Below are 16266 nucleotides of genomic sequence, written 5' to 3' on the forward strand. Positions count from 1 at the left end.
CAGAGAGCGGAAGGAGAGAACGCAGTGACAGAGAGTGACAAGTGGCAGGCACTGGCACAGTTAATTGCCCGTCATGCGCCGGAGGATGGCCGGCATTCCAGCGCTATCGATTGCCTGTTTTTTGGCCGGGTTTCGGCGCCCACTGAGCCGATGCACTTTGCTCAATGGGCCAGTTTTGCGCTGGTAGCGCAGGGCAGCAAAGCACTGCATATGGGTGATGAGGTGCTGCACTATGGACCGGGGGATCTGTTGCTGGTGACGCTGGATATGCCAGTGCGCGCCTGCGTCACTGTCGCCACGCCGGAAAAGCCGAATCTCGGGATAGGTATCGCCATTAATGAATCCAGACTCATGCGTTACCTTGAACAGTTTCCGCCAACGCTGCCGCTGTCGACCGCAGGCAATGAACGTGGTGTCACCGTGCATAAGGTTTCACCTTTGCTGGTGGATGCGGTCATCCGGCTGGTGCGTCTGCTTGACCATCCGGAAGATATTGAGGCGCTGGCCCCGCTGATTGAGCAGGAGATTTTCTACCGGCTGCTGACCGGACCGGAGGGATCGCGGATCCTGAACATGGCGATGGCTGAGCGGCCGGGTAACCGGGTGGCGCAGGCTGCCCGCTGGCTGCGGGAGAATTTTCATCAGCCGCTGAAGATAGACCAGCTCGCCAGCAGTGTCGGCATGAGTATCTCTTCGCTGCATCATCACTTCAAAGCCGTCACGGCCATGACGCCGATGCAATACCAGAAACAACTGCGGCTCAACGAGGCGCGACGTCTGATGATGGTGGAAAAGCTGGATGCCGGTACCGCAGGCTATCGGGTGGGCTATCAGAGCGCATCACAGTTCAGCCGGGAGTATCGCCGCCTGTATGGGCAATCCCCGGCCAGGGACAGTCGTCAGCTGGCGGTGAGCCCGGATACCCTGCGCCCACCACAAAACTGATTACAGGCTGTTTGCCGCTTCAATCGCAATGGCAAAGGAGCGCAGACGTGCTTCGCTGTCAAAAATCTGGCCATTAACCATAATTTCATCTGCCTGCGTTTCACGCATCAGCGAGGCCAGGCCATGACGCACCTTGTCGGTATCGCCCACCAGCGACATGCTGAGCGCCTGCTGCACGCCATACTGCTCTGACGGCGACCAGAGGTTATCCATGTTCTCAACCGGTGCCGGCAACGGGCCAGGTTTGCCGCGGCGCAGGTTAATAAACTGCTGCTGCTGTGAGGTAAACAGGAAGCGCGCATCACGTTCATTATCAGCGGCAACCACGTTAATGCAGACGGTGGCATAAGGTTTATCGAGACGCGCTGAAGGCTGGAAGTTCTCACGATACACGTGCAGCGCCTGGAACAGCTGGTCAGGCGCGAAATGGGAGGCAAAGGCAAACGGCAGGCCCATTTTCGCTGACAGCTGCGCGCTGTAGAGGCTGGAACCGAGCAGCCAGACCGGGATCTTCAGGCCCAGACCCGGCACGGGCTGAACCGGCAGTTGCGCATCCGGGTCAGCATCAAACCAGTGAATCAGCTCAGCCACATCTTCGGGAAAGGTGTCAGCGTGCATGCTGGCCTGGTGACGGCGCAGCGCCATCATGGTGCGCTGGTCAGAACCGGGTGCGCGCCCTAAACCGAGATCGATACGGCCAGGATAGAGAGAGGCCAGGGTGCCAAACTGCTCGGCGATGACCAGCGGCGCATGGTTAGGCAGCATAATGCCACCTGAGCCCAGCTTCAGGGTCTCGGTGTTCGCCGCCAGATAGCCGATCAACACCGACGTCGCAGCGCTGCCAATCCCTGTCATGTTGTGATGTTCAGCCAGCCAGTAGCGTTCAAAGTTCAGTTTTTCAGCCTGACGCGCCAGCGCCAGTGAATTATGGAACGCATTCCGTGCGGTCGCGCCCTGTGGAATCGGCGCAAGATCCAGCACGGACAGGCGAAGAGGTTTTTTATCAGACATGACTACTCCCGTTGTATGGCGCAGGTGTAAAAACCTGCACCATTTAGTATTACGCATCATTCCTTATATTAAAACTGCTAACCTCAGCAGGAATATAGCCGGTATGTGCTTTTACTCAGGATGCCAGCGTCATACCCGCCAGTTTGCGCCAGTAACCGTTACAATCGCAGCCTTTCGCGACCATAAGCGGGGCCTGACCGTTTTCATTAGCGCGGAAACGGTCAATCTCCGCCAGCGTCGATGTATCCTGCGGCGAGAGTCTCACGCAATCGACCTGGCCACGCATCCCCGCCAGATCGTTACCCAGGTTATAGCAGTAGCCACTCATGGTCTGAATACCATTGAGAACGAACACCTGCTGTCCCTCCTGAGAGTTGACACGACGGCCTGTCGGATAGTTGATGCAGCAGGTTTCGCAGTCATCTTTCGCGCGGTTTTCCGAGCGGGCGGTGAAGCAGCGCGCTGACAGCGCCAGCGGCAGATGACCGTAGCCTATTACCTCCACCTCAAACTGCTGCCGGATACCCCGTGTTTCGCACTGTGCCAGCAGCTGTAGCAGCCAGTCACGCGACATCTCCACTGGTATACACCAGCGCGTCATGCCCTCTTTGACCAGCAGCTGCAGCGTGTCGGCGTTATAGACATTCAGCGTCGGACCGGCGACAAAGGGCAGATGGCGCTCAGCAGCCATGTTTACCGTGCCAATATCATTGGCTTCAATCAGGAACTCGCCGTTTTCTACATAGCGCTGCAGCTCTTTCAGCTCAGAAGGGGATTGCAGCAGCGCCAGCGTGCTGAGTACGACCTGTTTGCCGCTGGATGCCACCTCACGCGCCAGCGCCATCCAGCGGGCATAGGGCGTGGCACGGCGTTTACTGCACACCGCCTCGCCGAGATAAATAATATCCGCACGACTGCGGGCAGCCTGCTGGTAGAAATCTTCCAGCGTATCGGTCGGCCAGTACCAGAGCACCGGCCCAAGGGCATATTGCATCATGACTCCTTATTGCCATTCACGGTGATAAGCACCCAGCGTGGTTTGCGTGCCTTCGGAGAGATCGCCCAGCGTCTGCATCCACTGTGGCGCGACGTCAAACTGTTCCGGCTGCGCCTTGCAGCGATCGATCGCCTGACGCCAGACGCGCGCCACATCAGCGACATAGGCGGGACTGCGCTGCCGGCCTTCAATTTTCACCGAGGCGATGCCTGCACGCAGCAACTCCGGCAGCAGTTCCAGGGTGTTGAGACTGGCAGGCTCCTCCAGCACGTGATAACGCTGATTGTTAACCTCATAGCGTCCTTTGCAGAGCGTCGGGTAACCGGCGCTCTCATCGGGCGCGTAGCGATCAATCAGCACATCATTCAGGCGTGACTCCATTCCCTTTGGCGTCTGCTGCCAGCGCACAAACTTCGCCGGGGAGCAGGCACCTGCGCTGTTAGGCGATTCGCCGGTCATCCAGGAGGAGAGATAGCAGCGGCCTTCCGCCATAATGCACAGGCTGCCAAAGGCGAACACCTCCAGCGGCACCGGCGTGCTGCGCGCCAGTTGTTTAACCTGATGAATCGACAACACCCGCGGCAGCACCACGCGCTGCAGATTGAAGTGGCGATGATAAAAGCGAATCGCCTCAGGATTGGTTGCCGAAGCCTGCACAGAGAGATGACGTTCAACCTGTGGATAATGCTTCGCGGCATACTCCAGCGTGGCAATATCGGCCAGAATCAGCGCGTCGGCTCCGTTTTGCGCCGCCACATCAATCGCCCGCTGCCAGCGTCCCATGCCATCCGGGTGGGCAAACGTGTTGATCGCCACATGCAGTTTGCGCCGATGCTGATGGAGATAGCGCGCCGCTTCAGCCAGCTTTTTATCGGTGAAGTTCAGGCCCGCAAAGTGACGGGCATTGGTGTCATCTTTCAGTCCTACATAGACCGCATCCGCACCATTCTCTGTGGCGGTGCGCACTGCGGGTAAGTTTCCTGCCGGGCAGAGCAGTTCCATAGGTGTTCCTCTCAACATGCGATGGGCGTCGAGTCTAGGCATCTGGTCCGGCGAGCGTGTTGATTTGGGGCAGTGAAATTCCAGTTCATCCGGCCTGGCGGTGCTTTTTTCCCCTTCATGGCAGCGTTTTTTATTGATCCCGGATGAGGCGCGCAGAAAAGGATATGGCAATATACGTAAAATTTTCTGAAGGGAGTGACGAAAGTGTTAGAGCGGATACATGCCCATTTTGTGAAAAACGGTCCAAAAATCTTAGGGTTACCCGTAGCGCTCACCCCATTCCCGGTCAAAAAGTTGCTGCTGCAACAACTCTTAAACTGGCAATTTCGCCATGCTTTGGCTGAAGGTGAGTTAGACTTTCTGAACGGTCGCCTGCTGGGTATCGGGATTGCCGATCTCAATCTGCAATGGATAACCACGCTGCAGGATGGCCGACTGGCGGTATTGCAACAGTCCGAAGCGGATGTCTGGTTTCGGGGCAATGCCAATGATCTGTTGCTGGTGGCAGCACGTAAAGCAGATCCCGACATGCTGTTCTTTCAACGCCGTCTGGTGATTGAAGGTGACACAGAACTGGGACTTGAGGTGAAGAACGTAATGGATGCTATTGAACCCGAAGCTATGCCCACCGCGTTACGCACGGCTATTGAGCAGATGGCGGCATGTGTCGACGCTGGCATGAAACAGGACGCGAAGGCCACACAGGCGCGCGCGGGTGCCGCATGTTGATCCGGAGCGAAATTGGTGTTGATGCTGCAGGCATCGACGCACTACTCAGACGCTGCTTCAGCCGTTCAGCCGAGGCGGAACTGACTCAGGCGCTGCGTGAAGATGGCCTGCTGACCCTGGGCGTGGTCGCCACGGATGATGAGGGACAGGTGCTGGGTTATGCCGCATTCAGTCCGGTCAGCGTTCAGGGCGAAGATCGCGGCTGGGTGGCTCTGGCACCGCTGGCCGTCGATGAGACGCTGCGCGGTCAGGGCATTGCCAGCAAGCTGATTTATGAGGGGCTGGATACGCTCAATGAATTTGGCTACAGCGCGGTCGTGGTGCTGGGCGAGCCGGCGCTGTACAGCCGGTTTGGTTTTGAACCGGCTGCACGCCATGGCCTGCGCAGTCGCTGGCCGGGAACAGAGTCAACGTTCCAGGTTTACCGTCTGGCGAACAATGCTTTTGACGGCGCGGAAGGACAGATCGACTACGCCGAACCTTTTAATCGCCAGCCGTAATACCCAGCCAGCTCTCCAGATTGATCGGCTGACCCGCCACCAGCAGTAACTTCTGCTGACGGGTCAGTTGCTTAACCTGATACTCCAGTCTGGAGGCGCTGGCGCGATTGCCCGCCTCACAGTGAAACACCAGGTCCAGCGGACCTTTGCCGCGCAGCGCGCGGGCGCCGCGTCCGCTCTGGTGCTGAGCAACCCGGCGCACCACATCCGTGGTGATGCCGGTGTACAGGCTCCCTTTCGCCGTACGGACGATGTAGAGTTGCCACTGCTGACCCATCGTAATCTATCCCCAAAAAAAGGTGCCGGGCAGTGTAGCGCGCTTCACGCTCCGGTGCACCGTCAGGAGTTTACCTTGTCCGATCACGCCCATCTGGTTCGCTACCTCCGAAAGCAGCATGTGCTTTCACTCTGCTGTAACGCCGACGATCAACTCTGGTGCGCTAACTGCTACTACGTCTTTGATGAGACGCGCATGGTCTTCTGGATTATGACTGAACCCGATACCCGCCACGGTGAACTCATGGTGCAGAATCCGCAGGTTGCAGGCACCGTCAATGGCCAGCCCAGAACTGTAATGCTGATTAAAGGGGTGCAGTATCATGGCCGGGTCAGACGGCTGGATGAGGTATCAGAGCGGGTCGCCAGAGCGGCTTACCAGAAACGTTTTCCGGTCTCACGCAAAGTGTCAGCACCGCTGTGGGAGATTGAGCTGGATGAGATGAAGATGACGGATAATGCGCTGGGATTCGGCAAGAAAATTGCCTGGCAGCGGGAGAAATAGATACGCCCCTTTCAGCTGAAAAAGGGCGTGGCGGATTTACAGCGCTTCGAGGATCCGCAGAGATTCACGGTTAAAGGCCGGTAAATCGTCCGGCGTACGGCTGGTGACCAGCTTATCGCCGTCCACGACAACTTCCTTATCATGGAAATCAGCACCGGCATTGATCAGGTCAATGGCAACGGCTTTAACGGTGGTCATCTTGCGACCGCGCACGCCGTTTGCGCTAATCAGCAGCTGTGGACCGTGGCAGATGGCAAAGATCGGTTTGCCGCTGGCGACAAACTCTTTGGTAAAGGCAACAAAACGATCGTCGCCGCGCAGGGCGTCAGGCGAGTGGCCGCCGGGCAGCAGCAGGGCATCGAATTCCGCCGGGCTGACGTCATCAATGCTTCGATCGATGGTTACTTCCGCTTCGCCTTTCTTGCCTTTAACGACATTACCGGCCTGTTTCTCAATGGTCACTACCTCAAAACCAGCGCCTTTGTAGGCTTCCGCAGGTGAGGTAAATTCTGAGTCTTCAAATTCATCGGTAATCAAAACCGCCACTTTCTTGCTCATCTTTTTTCCTCATTAAATTTGTGGAGCGCGAGGCGCTTTCCGGATAACGCTGTAAGCCTGGTCGCTGAGCGTGAAAACGCAAGCCAGCCCGTTAAGATCAGCTATCTTTTAAGCTGTCAGCAGTGAAATAAGGATGAATCTGAGATGAATCGCGTATTACTGACCGGTGCCACTGGGTTAGTCGGGTCGCATCTGCTGCGCTTACTGATTGAGGATCCACGTGTTGATGAGATCATCGCGCCCACCCGCCGGCCACTGCCCGCGTTGCACAAAGTGGTGAATCCGGTTGAAGCCGATCTCACCGATGTGCTGGGGCCGCTGCAGAGTCCGCTGGATACGGTGTTCTGCTGCCTGGGCACCACACGTAAGCAGGCGGGCAGCAAGCAGGCCTTTATTCATGTCGATTACACGCTGGTGGCAGACAGCGGGTTATGCGGATTACGTCTGGGGGCGAAGCAGATGCTGGTGGTCAGCGCGCACGGTGCCAGCCGTCACTCACCGTTTTTGTACAATCGCGTCAAAGGCGAAATGGAGAATGCGCTGCGCCATCAGGGCTGGCCGCGGCTGACGCTGGTCCGACCTTCACTGCTGCTGGGGGATCGCGCGCGGAAACGACAGGGCGAAAGCCTGGCGGGACCGCTGTTTTCGCTGCTGCCGGGCAACTGGCGAGCGGTTCACGCACGCGACGTGGCACGCTGTCTGCATCAGCAGGCATTCACGCCAGGTGGTGAGAGCGTCAACATCATTGAGTCGGGCGACATCCCGCGTCATTCAGCGTAACTGCCAGATGATCTGATTTCGGCTGCCGCGCCATTGCAGCGTGGCATCTTTCTCCTCTTCAACAAAGCGGCCATCGATCAGCACGTCGAGATAGTCCAGCACGGCGCGCTGTGCCGCATTCAGCTCCTGCATGCGATAGCCGGTCCAGAGCCAGATATCTTTACCGGGACATGTCTGCCGCACCCGCTTCACCAGCCGGCGAATGTGCGGCACGTTATGCGGATGAAGGGGATCGCCGCCACTCAGCGACAAGCCCTGGCGCGGAATGCGTGTGTCCTGCAAATCCGCCAGCAGTTGCTCCTCCATCGCCAGCGTAAAGGGCACGCCGGAATCAAGACGCCAGGTGCTCTGGTTGTAGCAGCCGCGACACTGATGTTCGCATCCGGCGACAAACAGCGTACAGCGGGTGCCGGGGCCATTCACGATATCCACATCGTAGTAGCGGTGAATATGCATCATCCCAGCGGTCCGTCTGCCAGATGTTTAACGCGACGCTGCACTTCCTGTTGCTTACCGGCGTTAAACGGTCGCGCATCCGGGCTGCCCAGATAGCCACAGACCCGCCGTGTAACAGAGACGCGAGCCGGATCGTGATTGCCGCAGTTCGGACAGGTAAAGCCACGGCTGGTACAGGTAAACTCGCCATTGAAGCCGCACTCGTAGCACTCATCAATCGGCGTATTGGTACCGTAATAGGGGACGCGGTCGTAGCTGTAATCCCAGACATCCTCCAGCGCTTTGAGGTTGTGCTGTACGTTCGGGTATTCGCCGTAACAGATGAATCCGCCATTCGCCAGCGGCGGATAGGGCGCTTCAAAGTCGATTTTATCGTAAGGGTTCACCTTCTTCCCGACATCGAGATGGAAGCTGTTGGTGTAATAACCCTTGTCGGTAACGCCCGCCACCACGCCAAACTGTGCCGCATCGAGACGGCAGAAGCGGTCGCACAGGTTTTCGCTCGGCGTGCTGTAAAGGCTGAAGCCGTAGCCTGTTTCCGCTTTCCAGCAGTCAGTGGTGGCGCGCAGGTACGCAATGATCTCTACGCCTTTGGCGCGCAGCGCCGCGTCATCGTAAGGATGCTGGTGGCCGCCGCTGAGCGCATTCAGGGTTTCGTGCAGGCCGATATAGCCCAGCGACAGTGACGCCCGGCCATTACGGAAAATAGGGCCGACTTCATCATCCGCGTTCAGCCGGACGCCGCAGGCACCTTCCATATAGAGGATGGGCGCAACGCGCGCTTTGGTCTTCTCCAGGCGCGCCACCCGCGTCATCAGCGCCCGCTTAGCCAGCAGCAGGCGGGCATCAAGCAACGTCCAGAAATGTGCTTCATCCCCCGCCGCCTCCAGCGCAATGCGCGGCAGGTTCAGGCTGATCACACCAATGTTGTTGCGGCCCTCATGAATCTGCTCGCCATTCTCTTCATAAACGCCCAGGAAGCTGCGGCAGCCCATGGGCGTTTTGAACGAACCGGTGACGTTTACCACCTGATCGTAATTGAGGATATCGGGATACATCCGCTTGCTGGCACATTCCAGTGCCAGCTGCTTGATGTCGTAGTTAACGTCGCCCGCCCGGCGGTTGACGCCTTCACGAATGCTGAATACCAGTTTCGGGAACACCGCGGTTTTGCGATTTTTGCCCAGTCCGGCCAGCCGGTTACGCAGAATCGACTGCTGAATCAGCCGTGCCGCCCAGTCCGTTCCCAGGCCGAAACCAAAGGTGACAAACGGCGTCTGGCCGTTGGCGGTGTGCAGGGTATTCACCTCATACTCCAGCGACTGAAAGGCGTCGTAGCACTCCTTCTCCGTACGCTGGCGTGCATACTGTTCAGCCTGCGGAATCTGCCACTGCTCAGCAATCGTCAGATGCCGGGCATAGCTCTGCTCAACAAACGGGGCCAGCACTTCATCAATGCGGTTAATGGTGGTGCCGCCATAAATATGGCTGGCGACCTGGGCGATAATCTGCGCCGTCACAGCAGTGGCGGTGGCGATTGATTTAGGCGGCTCAATCTCAGCGTTGCCCATTTTGAAGCCGTTGGTCAGCATGCCTTTCAGATCGATCAGCATGCAGTTAAACATCGGAAAGAAGGGGGAATAGTCGAGATCGTGATAGTGGATCTCGCCGCGCTCATGCGCCAGAACGATATCCCGCGGCAGGATCTGCTGCTGCGCGTAGTGCTTCGCCACGATCCCGGCCAGCAGATCGCGCTGTGTCGGGATCACTTTGCTATCTTTGTTGGCATTCTCGTTCAGCAGCGCCGCGTTGGTCTGATCGACCAGACCGCGAATGGCGTGATGTAACTGGCTCTGACGATCGCGGGCGACATCGCGATCGTGGCGGTATTCAATGTAGGCGCGCGCCAGCTGCGGATAAGGACCCGCCATCAGCGTCTCTTCTACCGCACACTGAATCTCACGGATAGCCACCTCAGGACGATCGGCCAGCCGCAGAGCAACGCGCTCAGCGACCTGCGCGCACCAGGCCGTATCGTCGACCTCTGCTGCCCGTGCCGCCGCCATGACAGCCTGCTCAATACGCTGCGCATCAAAGCCTGTCCGGCATCCATCACGCTTGATTACCACCGTCGCCATCTCTCTCTCCGTTAACTACATATGGGGTTCAGATGGATTCTATTCCCTACATGTAGTGATTGCTGCGAATTATTGCGCCCGAATTTGACCTGAAACAAGGAAGCCTCAACCCGGCAGAAAATTCCGGCGGATGTAAAAAATCGGACTAAAGTTCAGGTTTCCTGCGGCGCTGGCAGGCCAACACGCGTGCGGTAATGCCGATCGTCAACAGCAGCGCGACGCTGAAGCCGCTGGCACACGGCGTGCAACCGATCGAAATGCTCAGTACCATGGGCCTCCCGCTGGTGAATGCTTACGTTCGTCATCAGGCATCTGGTGCCGCTGAAGTGGCCGGGATGCAGGCGACTCTGGATGCCGCCGGAGAGGTGCAGGATGAAACGGTGATAGCGCGGGTCAGCCGCTGGAGACGCTGCTGCGTGCCTTTCAGTAAACGCGATGGCCGGATGAACCGGCCTCCGCGGCGTCAGGCCGGGCCGCTGACCGAGTGACGGCGCACCAGCGTCGGGCTGAACATGTGAGTGACTTCCGGCAGCGGCAGGTCGTTGGCCAGCGCCAGGGCCAGCTGAGCGGCCTGCTGCGCCATCGTGACAATCGGATAGCGGACGGTGGTGAGGCGTGGTCGCACATAACGCGATACCAGCACATCATCGAAGCCGATCAGCGACATCTCTTCCGGTACGCGGACGCCATTATCGCTCAGGACCGCCAGCGCGCCTGCCGCCATGGAGTCGTTGTAGCAGGCGACGGCGGTGAAATTTCTGCCGCGTCCCAGCAGTTCTGTCATCGCCTGCTCACCGCCCACTTCGTCCGGTTCGCCCCAGGTCACCAGCCGATCGCTGCACGGCAGACCGTGCTCTTTCAGCGCATCGTAGTAACCCTGCAGGCGATCTTCGGCATCAGAGATGGTGTGGGTTGAGCAGATAAAGGCGATATTCTGGTGGCCGAGCTGGATCAGATGGCGGGTCGCCAGCCAGGCGCCGTAGCGATCGTCAAGTGCAATACAGCGCTTTTCAAAGCCTTTGATCAGCCGGTTCAGCAGCACCATTCCGGGCACCTGCTTCATCAGCACTTCCAGTTCTGCGTCGGGAATTTTCTTAGCGTGCACCACCAGCGCCGCGCAGCGGTGACGCATCAGCTGTTCAATGGCCTGCCGCTCTTTTTGCTCATTATGGTAACCGTTACCAATCAGCAAAAAGTTACCGGTGTCGCCTGCCACTTCATCCACGGCCTTAACCATGGCACCAAAAAAGGGATCGGAGACGTCACCGACAATCAGGCCGAGTGTTTCGGTCGATTGCTGCGCCAGCGCGCGTGCGTTGGCATTCGGGTGATACTGAAGCTGCTCCATCGCCAGGCCTACGGCCTGTCGGGAGCTATCGCTGGCTTTGGGAGAATTATTGATTACACGGGAGACTGTGGCGACAGAAACGCCCGCCAGTCGCGCAACATCCTTTATGGTAGCCATGCGTTGACCTGCTTTGGGGAAAACGTTTACACATCGCATCAGTGTTACGGAAAAGGGCGGACACATCAACCCGACAGAATGCCAGCGTCGTCGCAAAAAGGGGCAAAAACGGCCGCTGCTGCACATCTTCTGCTGAGACGTCGCACCATGTTATGCTCAGTTCCCCACCTGGCTACCGTGAAAAAAACAACGATGAAAACCAAAGTGCCACATCTGGCGCACTGGGGCGCGTTTACCGCCGTCACTGAAAACGATCGTCTGATTGGCTGCGAACCTTTCTTCGCCGATGCCGATCCGTCGCCGATGATCCACACCATTCCCGAGCTGGTCTACTCCGACAAACGCATTCGCCAGCCGATGGTGCGCCGCTCGTGGCTGAAGTCACGCGAAAAGAGCGACCGCACGCTGCGTGGCCGGGAAGATTTTGTCGCTGTGGACTGGGAAACCGCGCTGGATCTGGTGGCGGAAGAGAATCGCCGCGTCCGCGAGCGCTACGGGGCGTCGGGCATTTTCAACGGCTCCTACGGCTGGTCATCGGCCGGACGCGTCAACCATGCCCGCACGCTGGTGCGTCGCTTCTACTTTCAGGGCGGCGGCGGCGTCGATCAGCAGGGTAACTACAGCTGGGGTGCCGCGCAGTTCTTCCTGCCCTATGTGATCGGCACCTATATGCCGCTGACCGGACGCGTCACCGAGTGGCCGCAGGTGGTGGAACATGCCGAAATATTTGTCGCCTTTGGCGGGCTGGCGCTGAAAAACGGCCAGGTCGCCTCGGGGGGCGCAGGGCAGCACAGCCTGAAACCGGCGCTGATGCAGCTGGCGGCCAAAGGTACGCCGGTTATCAACATCAGCCCGATGCGCGATGACTGCCCGGCGTTTGTCAACGCCGAGTGGATCCCGATTCGCCCCAATACCGATGTAGCGCTGATGCTGGCGCTGGGTCACGAAATCACCCAGCGCGGCGCGGTTGACGAGGCGTTTCTCGCCAGCCACTGCACCGGCTGGCCGCAGCTGCGCGCCTATCTGCTGGGCGAAACCGACGGCGTGGCGAAAACCGCCGGCTGGGCCAGCCGTATCACCGGCATCCCGGCTGACCGCATCGTGCAGCTGGCGCAGCAGCTGACCGGCAAACGCAGTTTTATTACCTGCTCCTACTCTGTGCAGCGCGCCCATCGCGGCGAGCAGCCTTACTGGATGATGATTGCGCTCTCCTCAATGCTCGGTCAGCCTGGCCTGCCGGGCGCGGGGTTCTCCTTTGGTCACGGGTCGATGAACAGCGTCGGTAACCCGCGTCAGGAAGGGCCAGCGCCGATGATGAGCACCGGTCCCAATCCTTCGGGGCTGTCGATTCCGGTGGCGCGCATCAGCGATATGCTGCTCAATCCCGGTCAGCCCTATAGCTTCCAGGGCGAAACGCTGCACTATCCCGACATTCGCATGGTGCACTGGGCGGGCGGCAATCCTTTCCACCATCATCAGCAGCTGAACCGGCTGGTGGAAGGCTGGCAACGGCCTGATACGGTGGTGGTGCAGGATATCGTCTGGACGCCAGCGGCGCAGATGGCGGATATCGTGCTGCCTGCGACGACCACGCTGGAGCGCAACGACATCGGCGGCTCGTCACGTGACCGCTTTGTGCTTGCCATGCATCAGGCGATTAAGCCGCAGCATCAGGCGCGCAACGACTTCGATATTTTTGCCGATTTAGCAGAGCGTCTCGGTTATCGCGACACCTTCACCGAAGGGCGCAGTGAGATGCAGTGGATCGCGCATCTCTATCAGCAGTGCGCCACCGCGCATCAGCGCAAAAGCATTGATTTTCCGGAGTTTGATGAATTCTGGCAGCGCGGCTTTGTGGAAATTCCGGAAGGCGGCAAGCCTTATCAGTTTATGGCGGATTTCCGCGCCGATCCGCAGGCCAATCCAATCAAAACCGTCAGCGGCAAAATCGAGCTGTTCAGCCAGACCATCGCGGACTACCAGCTGGACGATTTCGCCGGTCATCCGGAGTGGCGTGAACCGCAGGAGTGGCTCGGTTCGCCCGTCAGCCGTGACTATCCGCTGCACATGATCTCCATTCAGCCGTCCGACCGGTTACACAGCCAGCTGGATGCCACCGACACGGTGCAGGGCAACAAAACGGCGGGACATGAAACGCTCGCCATGCATCCAGTGGATGCGGCCGCGCGCGGACTGGTGGAAGGCGATGAGATAGAGGTGAGCAACGCCCGTGGCGTGATGCTGGCGGGTGTGCGCATTACTGAGGGTGTCACGCAGGGCGTGGTGATTATCGCCACCGGTGCCTGGTTTGATCCGGGCTTCGGCAGAGCGTGGCAGCCTTTTGATCGCGCGGGTAACCCCAACGTGCTGACGCTCGACATCGGCACCTCGTCCCTGACGCAGGGACCAAACGCCATGAGTTGCCTGGTAGAAATCAAAAAACATCAGGATTGCACAATAGCGTAAGGATCTCATGGCTGGTTACATTTTGCGGGTAACTGTTGCGTTTGGGCGATGGCAGCCGATCAATCCCCTTTGCTACATTCAGGGTCCCAGAGGTATTGATGGGTGAACATCAATAGATTTTCTTGATTACACCAACCTGCGCAGATGCGCAGGTTTTTTTTGCCAAAAATCCGTTGCCAATAACGAACTGATACACAGTTTTCCTGTTATACGGCCAGCGCTTTCTTTATAACTGCTGGCACCAGCCTATTCTCTTTATTTTGCGCAGCGGAATGCCATGCCCCGGATTAAAAAACTACTGGGAAAAGACCAGATAAAAGCGCCCTTTAACCCTTTTCGTTTTCGGCTGATCTGCCTCGGTGTCACGACCTGTCTGGTGGTGCTGCTGGCGCGCGTCGCGGACCTGCAGTTCCTGAATCAGCCGATGCTGGAGCACGAAGCGGATCAGCGATCGCTGCGAACCGTCACGCTGCCCACCAGCCGCGGCACGCTGCTGGATCGTAACGGCGAAGCCCTGGCGCTCAGCGTGCCATCGCGCGACGTGATTGCCGATCCACTGCGCGTGCTGGAGAGCAACCCCGATTTTACCAGTGCCAAATGGGCCTATCTTGCGGCCGCACTCAACACCCGTCCTGAACAGCTGGCGGCGCAGATCACCGCCAACCCGAAACGTCGCTTCCTCTATCTGGGACGTAAAGTCGAACTGGGCATTGCCAAAGACATTAAAGAGCTGAAGCTGAAAGGCATCAGTGAAGTTTATGACGACAGCCGTTTCTATCCGATGAGCGAAGCCTCTGCGCCGCTGATCGGCATCGTTGGCGCGGATAACGTCGGCCTGAACGGGCTGGAAAAAGGCTTTGATAAAGTGTTGCAGGGCGAGCCGGGCAAAGAGGTTTATCGTCAGGATGCGGCGGGCAATATCATCGCGATGATTAACTACCAGCCGCCGACGCAGCCGCCCACGGTGCAGCTCAGCATCGACAAATATGACCAGTACACGCTCTACAGCAAACTGCGCGACGGCGTGCTGATTAACAAGGCGGACTCGGGTGCCGCCGTGCTGGTAAAGATCGACACCGGCGAGATTCTGGCGATGGCTTCTTATCCGTCGTTCAACCCCAACAACTATGAAGGGGCCACCCCGGCGCAGATGCGTAACTCGGCCATCAATGACAGCTACGAACCGGGATCGACCGTCAAGCCGTTGGTGGTAATGGAAGCACTGGAGCGCCATCTGGTTCGCCCGGACTCGGTAATCGACACTACCCCTTACAGCGTGAACGGCCACCTGATCCGTGACGTTGGCCACTGGCCGCGCCTGACCATGACCGGCATTCTGCAAAAATCGAGCGACATCGGGGTCTCTCATCTCGCGCTGGCGATGCCCGCGGAAGCGCTGGTGAATACCTATCACGCGTTTGGCCTGGGCAAGCCGACCGGATTAGGGCTGACCGGCGAAAGCGTCGGTTACTTCCCGCTGCACCGTGCCCGCTGGGCTGACATTGAGCGTGCCACCTTCTCCTTTGGTTATGGCCTGCGCGTTACGCCGCTGCAGATTGCCCGCGAATACGCCACGCTCGGCTCTTATGGCGTTTACCGTCCGCTGTCGATCACCCGCGTCACGCCACCGGTCATGGGACGGCAGGTTGCCAACCCGGAAACGGTGAAAGAGGTGGTGCATATGCTGGAGAGTGATGTCCTGCCAGGCGGAACCGGACTGAAAGCGGCGGTGCCGGGCTACCGTCTGGCAACCAAAACCGGTACGGCGGAAAAGATGGGCACCAGCGGCAAGTATGATGGCGGCTACGTCAACTACACCGCCGGACTCGCGCCCGCCAGCCATCCTGAAGTGGCGCTGGTGGTGATGATCAACCATCCGACGGCGGGCGATCACTTTGGTGGTTCGGTTGCTGCGCCGGTATTCGGCAACATCATGGGGCCGGTACTGAAACACATGAACGTTGCGCCGGATGCCATCTACACCAAACCTGCGGCCAGCTCTTCGGATAAATCTTAGTTAAATCAGAGTGTAAGCGAGGCGTGAAGGTTATACACACCTCGTTGCACTTCCCCGAATTCGGTTGCGTTTTCCTGCTGTCTCCGCGCGGTCAATCAGTGCGAGGATAGCAGTCCCAGAGGTATTAATGGGTGTGAAAACAACACCGCTTCGGCAGTGAGACCCTGTTATTACACCGACCCACGCAGATGCGTGGGTTTTTTTTGCCTGCGCACCGGACCCTGCCTTTTCGGCTGTATTGACCGCCGTTAAATTATCATCGTTTTTAACGAATCCCTGACAGTTTGCCGGTAGAAATGCGCGTCGCTTTTCACCGATAATGTCCGCCGTGACGCCTGGCGTTTTTTTTGCTCGCCACAGCCGGTTTTCACTGCCGCATTCCGCACGTTCCGGGATTTCTTTTTCTGCTTATCTGAAGAGT

Annotated in this window: 16 protein-coding genes; 8 read left to right on the forward strand and 8 right to left on the reverse strand. The window is 58.4% G+C overall.

All coding sequences use genetic code 11. The annotated features are described in order from the left end of the window. Nucleotides 1-24 precede the first annotated feature (24 nt). Nucleotides 25-945, forward strand: coding sequence for an AraC family transcriptional regulator (locus QSK07_RS05895; RefSeq protein ID WP_098051662.1), 921 nt, complete (start codon nt 25-27; stop codon nt 943-945). On the opposite strand, the gene QSK07_RS05900 is transcribed toward QSK07_RS05895, so the two are convergent. The 3 genes from QSK07_RS05900 to ubiU form a co-directional block, all read right to left on the reverse strand. Continuing rightward, entirely contained in the window at nt 946-1956 is a 1011-nt protein-coding gene (locus QSK07_RS05900) for a luciferase-like monooxygenase (protein WP_285721087.1), read from the reverse strand. 115 nt (nt 1957-2071) lie between these two features. Next, the gene (locus tag QSK07_RS05905; RefSeq protein ID WP_098051660.1) at nt 2072-2950 is read right to left on the reverse strand and encodes a U32 family peptidase; all 879 of its coding nucleotides are present in this window, start codon (nt 2948-2950) and stop codon (nt 2072-2074) included. Nucleotides 2951-2959: 9 nt separating this feature from the next. Further along, a complete protein-coding gene (ubiU, locus tag QSK07_RS05910; protein ID WP_285721088.1) occupies nt 2960-3955 on the reverse strand; it encodes a ubiquinone anaerobic biosynthesis protein UbiU in 996 nt (331 codons plus the stop codon). Nucleotides 3956-4159: 204 nt separating this feature from the next. Here ubiU and ubiT point away from each other — a divergent pair, with 204 nt between their 5' ends. Together ubiT and QSK07_RS05920 are read left to right on the forward strand one after the other, a co-directional pair. After that, a complete protein-coding gene (gene ubiT, locus QSK07_RS05915) occupies nt 4160-4684 on the forward strand; it encodes a ubiquinone anaerobic biosynthesis accessory factor UbiT (protein WP_098053092.1) in 525 nt (174 codons plus the stop codon). Beyond that, on the forward strand, nt 4678-5184 hold the full coding sequence (locus QSK07_RS05920; protein WP_285721089.1) for a GNAT family N-acetyltransferase: 507 nt from the start codon (nt 4678-4680) through the stop codon (nt 5182-5184). The genes ubiT and QSK07_RS05920 overlap by 7 nt, the downstream gene beginning before the upstream one ends. On the opposite strand, the gene QSK07_RS05925 is transcribed toward QSK07_RS05920, so the two are convergent. After that, nucleotides 5168-5461, reverse strand: a complete 294-nt coding sequence (locus QSK07_RS05925) for a GIY-YIG nuclease family protein (RefSeq protein ID WP_285721090.1) — start codon at nt 5459-5461, stop codon at nt 5168-5170. The two genes, QSK07_RS05920 and QSK07_RS05925, sit on opposite strands and share 17 nt — an antisense overlap. 75 nt (nt 5462-5536) lie before the next feature. Here QSK07_RS05925 and QSK07_RS05930 point away from each other — a divergent pair, with 75 nt between their 5' ends. Continuing rightward, on the forward strand, nt 5537-5965 hold the full coding sequence (locus QSK07_RS05930; RefSeq protein ID WP_285721091.1) for a YhbP family protein: 429 nt from the start codon (nt 5537-5539) through the stop codon (nt 5963-5965). A gap of 36 nt (nt 5966-6001) precedes the next feature. Here QSK07_RS05930 and QSK07_RS05935 read toward each other — a convergent pair whose 3' ends face one another. Continuing rightward, a complete protein-coding gene (locus QSK07_RS05935; RefSeq protein ID WP_033731332.1) occupies nt 6002-6523 on the reverse strand; it encodes a type 1 glutamine amidotransferase domain-containing protein in 522 nt (173 codons plus the stop codon). Between the two features lie 144 nt (nt 6524-6667). Here QSK07_RS05935 and QSK07_RS05940 point away from each other — a divergent pair, with 144 nt between their 5' ends. After that, the gene (locus QSK07_RS05940) at nt 6668-7303 is read left to right on the forward strand and encodes an NAD-dependent epimerase/dehydratase family protein (RefSeq protein ID WP_285721092.1); all 636 of its coding nucleotides are present in this window, start codon (nt 6668-6670) and stop codon (nt 7301-7303) included. Here the strand turns inward: QSK07_RS05940 and nrdG are convergent. Both nrdG and nrdD read right to left on the reverse strand, forming a co-directional pair. Continuing rightward, complete coding sequence (nrdG, locus tag QSK07_RS05945) at nt 7295-7762, reverse strand: anaerobic ribonucleoside-triphosphate reductase-activating protein (protein ID WP_098051654.1); 468 nt, start codon at nt 7760-7762, stop codon at nt 7295-7297. The two genes, QSK07_RS05940 and nrdG, sit on opposite strands and share 9 nt — an antisense overlap. Then, a complete protein-coding gene (nrdD, locus tag QSK07_RS05950; protein ID WP_285721093.1) occupies nt 7759-9897 on the reverse strand; it encodes an anaerobic ribonucleoside-triphosphate reductase in 2139 nt (712 codons plus the stop codon). The genes nrdG and nrdD overlap by 4 nt, the downstream gene beginning before the upstream one ends. A 194-nt stretch (nt 9898-10091) precedes the next feature. On the opposite strand from nrdD, the gene QSK07_RS05955 reads away from it, so the two are divergent. Further along, nucleotides 10092-10385 (forward strand): hypothetical protein, encoded by a 294-nt coding sequence (locus QSK07_RS05955; RefSeq protein WP_285721094.1) that lies wholly within the window; start codon nt 10092-10094, stop codon nt 10383-10385. Here QSK07_RS05955 and galR read toward each other — a convergent pair. Then, nucleotides 10361-11362, reverse strand: coding sequence for an HTH-type transcriptional regulator GalR (galR, locus tag QSK07_RS05960; protein WP_285721095.1), 1002 nt, complete (start codon nt 11360-11362; stop codon nt 10361-10363). The two genes, QSK07_RS05955 and galR, sit on opposite strands and share 25 nt — an antisense overlap. 192 nt (nt 11363-11554) lie before the next feature. Between galR and QSK07_RS05965 the strand changes: the two genes are divergently transcribed. Beyond that, nucleotides 11555-13828, forward strand: coding sequence for a molybdopterin guanine dinucleotide-containing S/N-oxide reductase (locus QSK07_RS05965; RefSeq protein WP_285721096.1), 2274 nt, complete (start codon nt 11555-11557; stop codon nt 13826-13828). A gap of 277 nt (nt 13829-14105) precedes the next feature. Further along, nucleotides 14106-15845: a penicillin-binding transpeptidase domain-containing protein gene (locus QSK07_RS05970; RefSeq protein ID WP_098051650.1), complete on the forward strand. Its 1740-nt coding sequence runs from the start codon at nt 14106-14108 to the stop codon at nt 15843-15845. Nucleotides 15846-16266: the final 421 nt, after the last annotated feature.

Source organism: Pantoea sp. QMID4 (assembly GCF_030270445.1).
Taxonomy (GTDB): domain Bacteria; phylum Pseudomonadota; class Gammaproteobacteria; order Enterobacterales; family Enterobacteriaceae; genus Pantoea; species Pantoea vagans.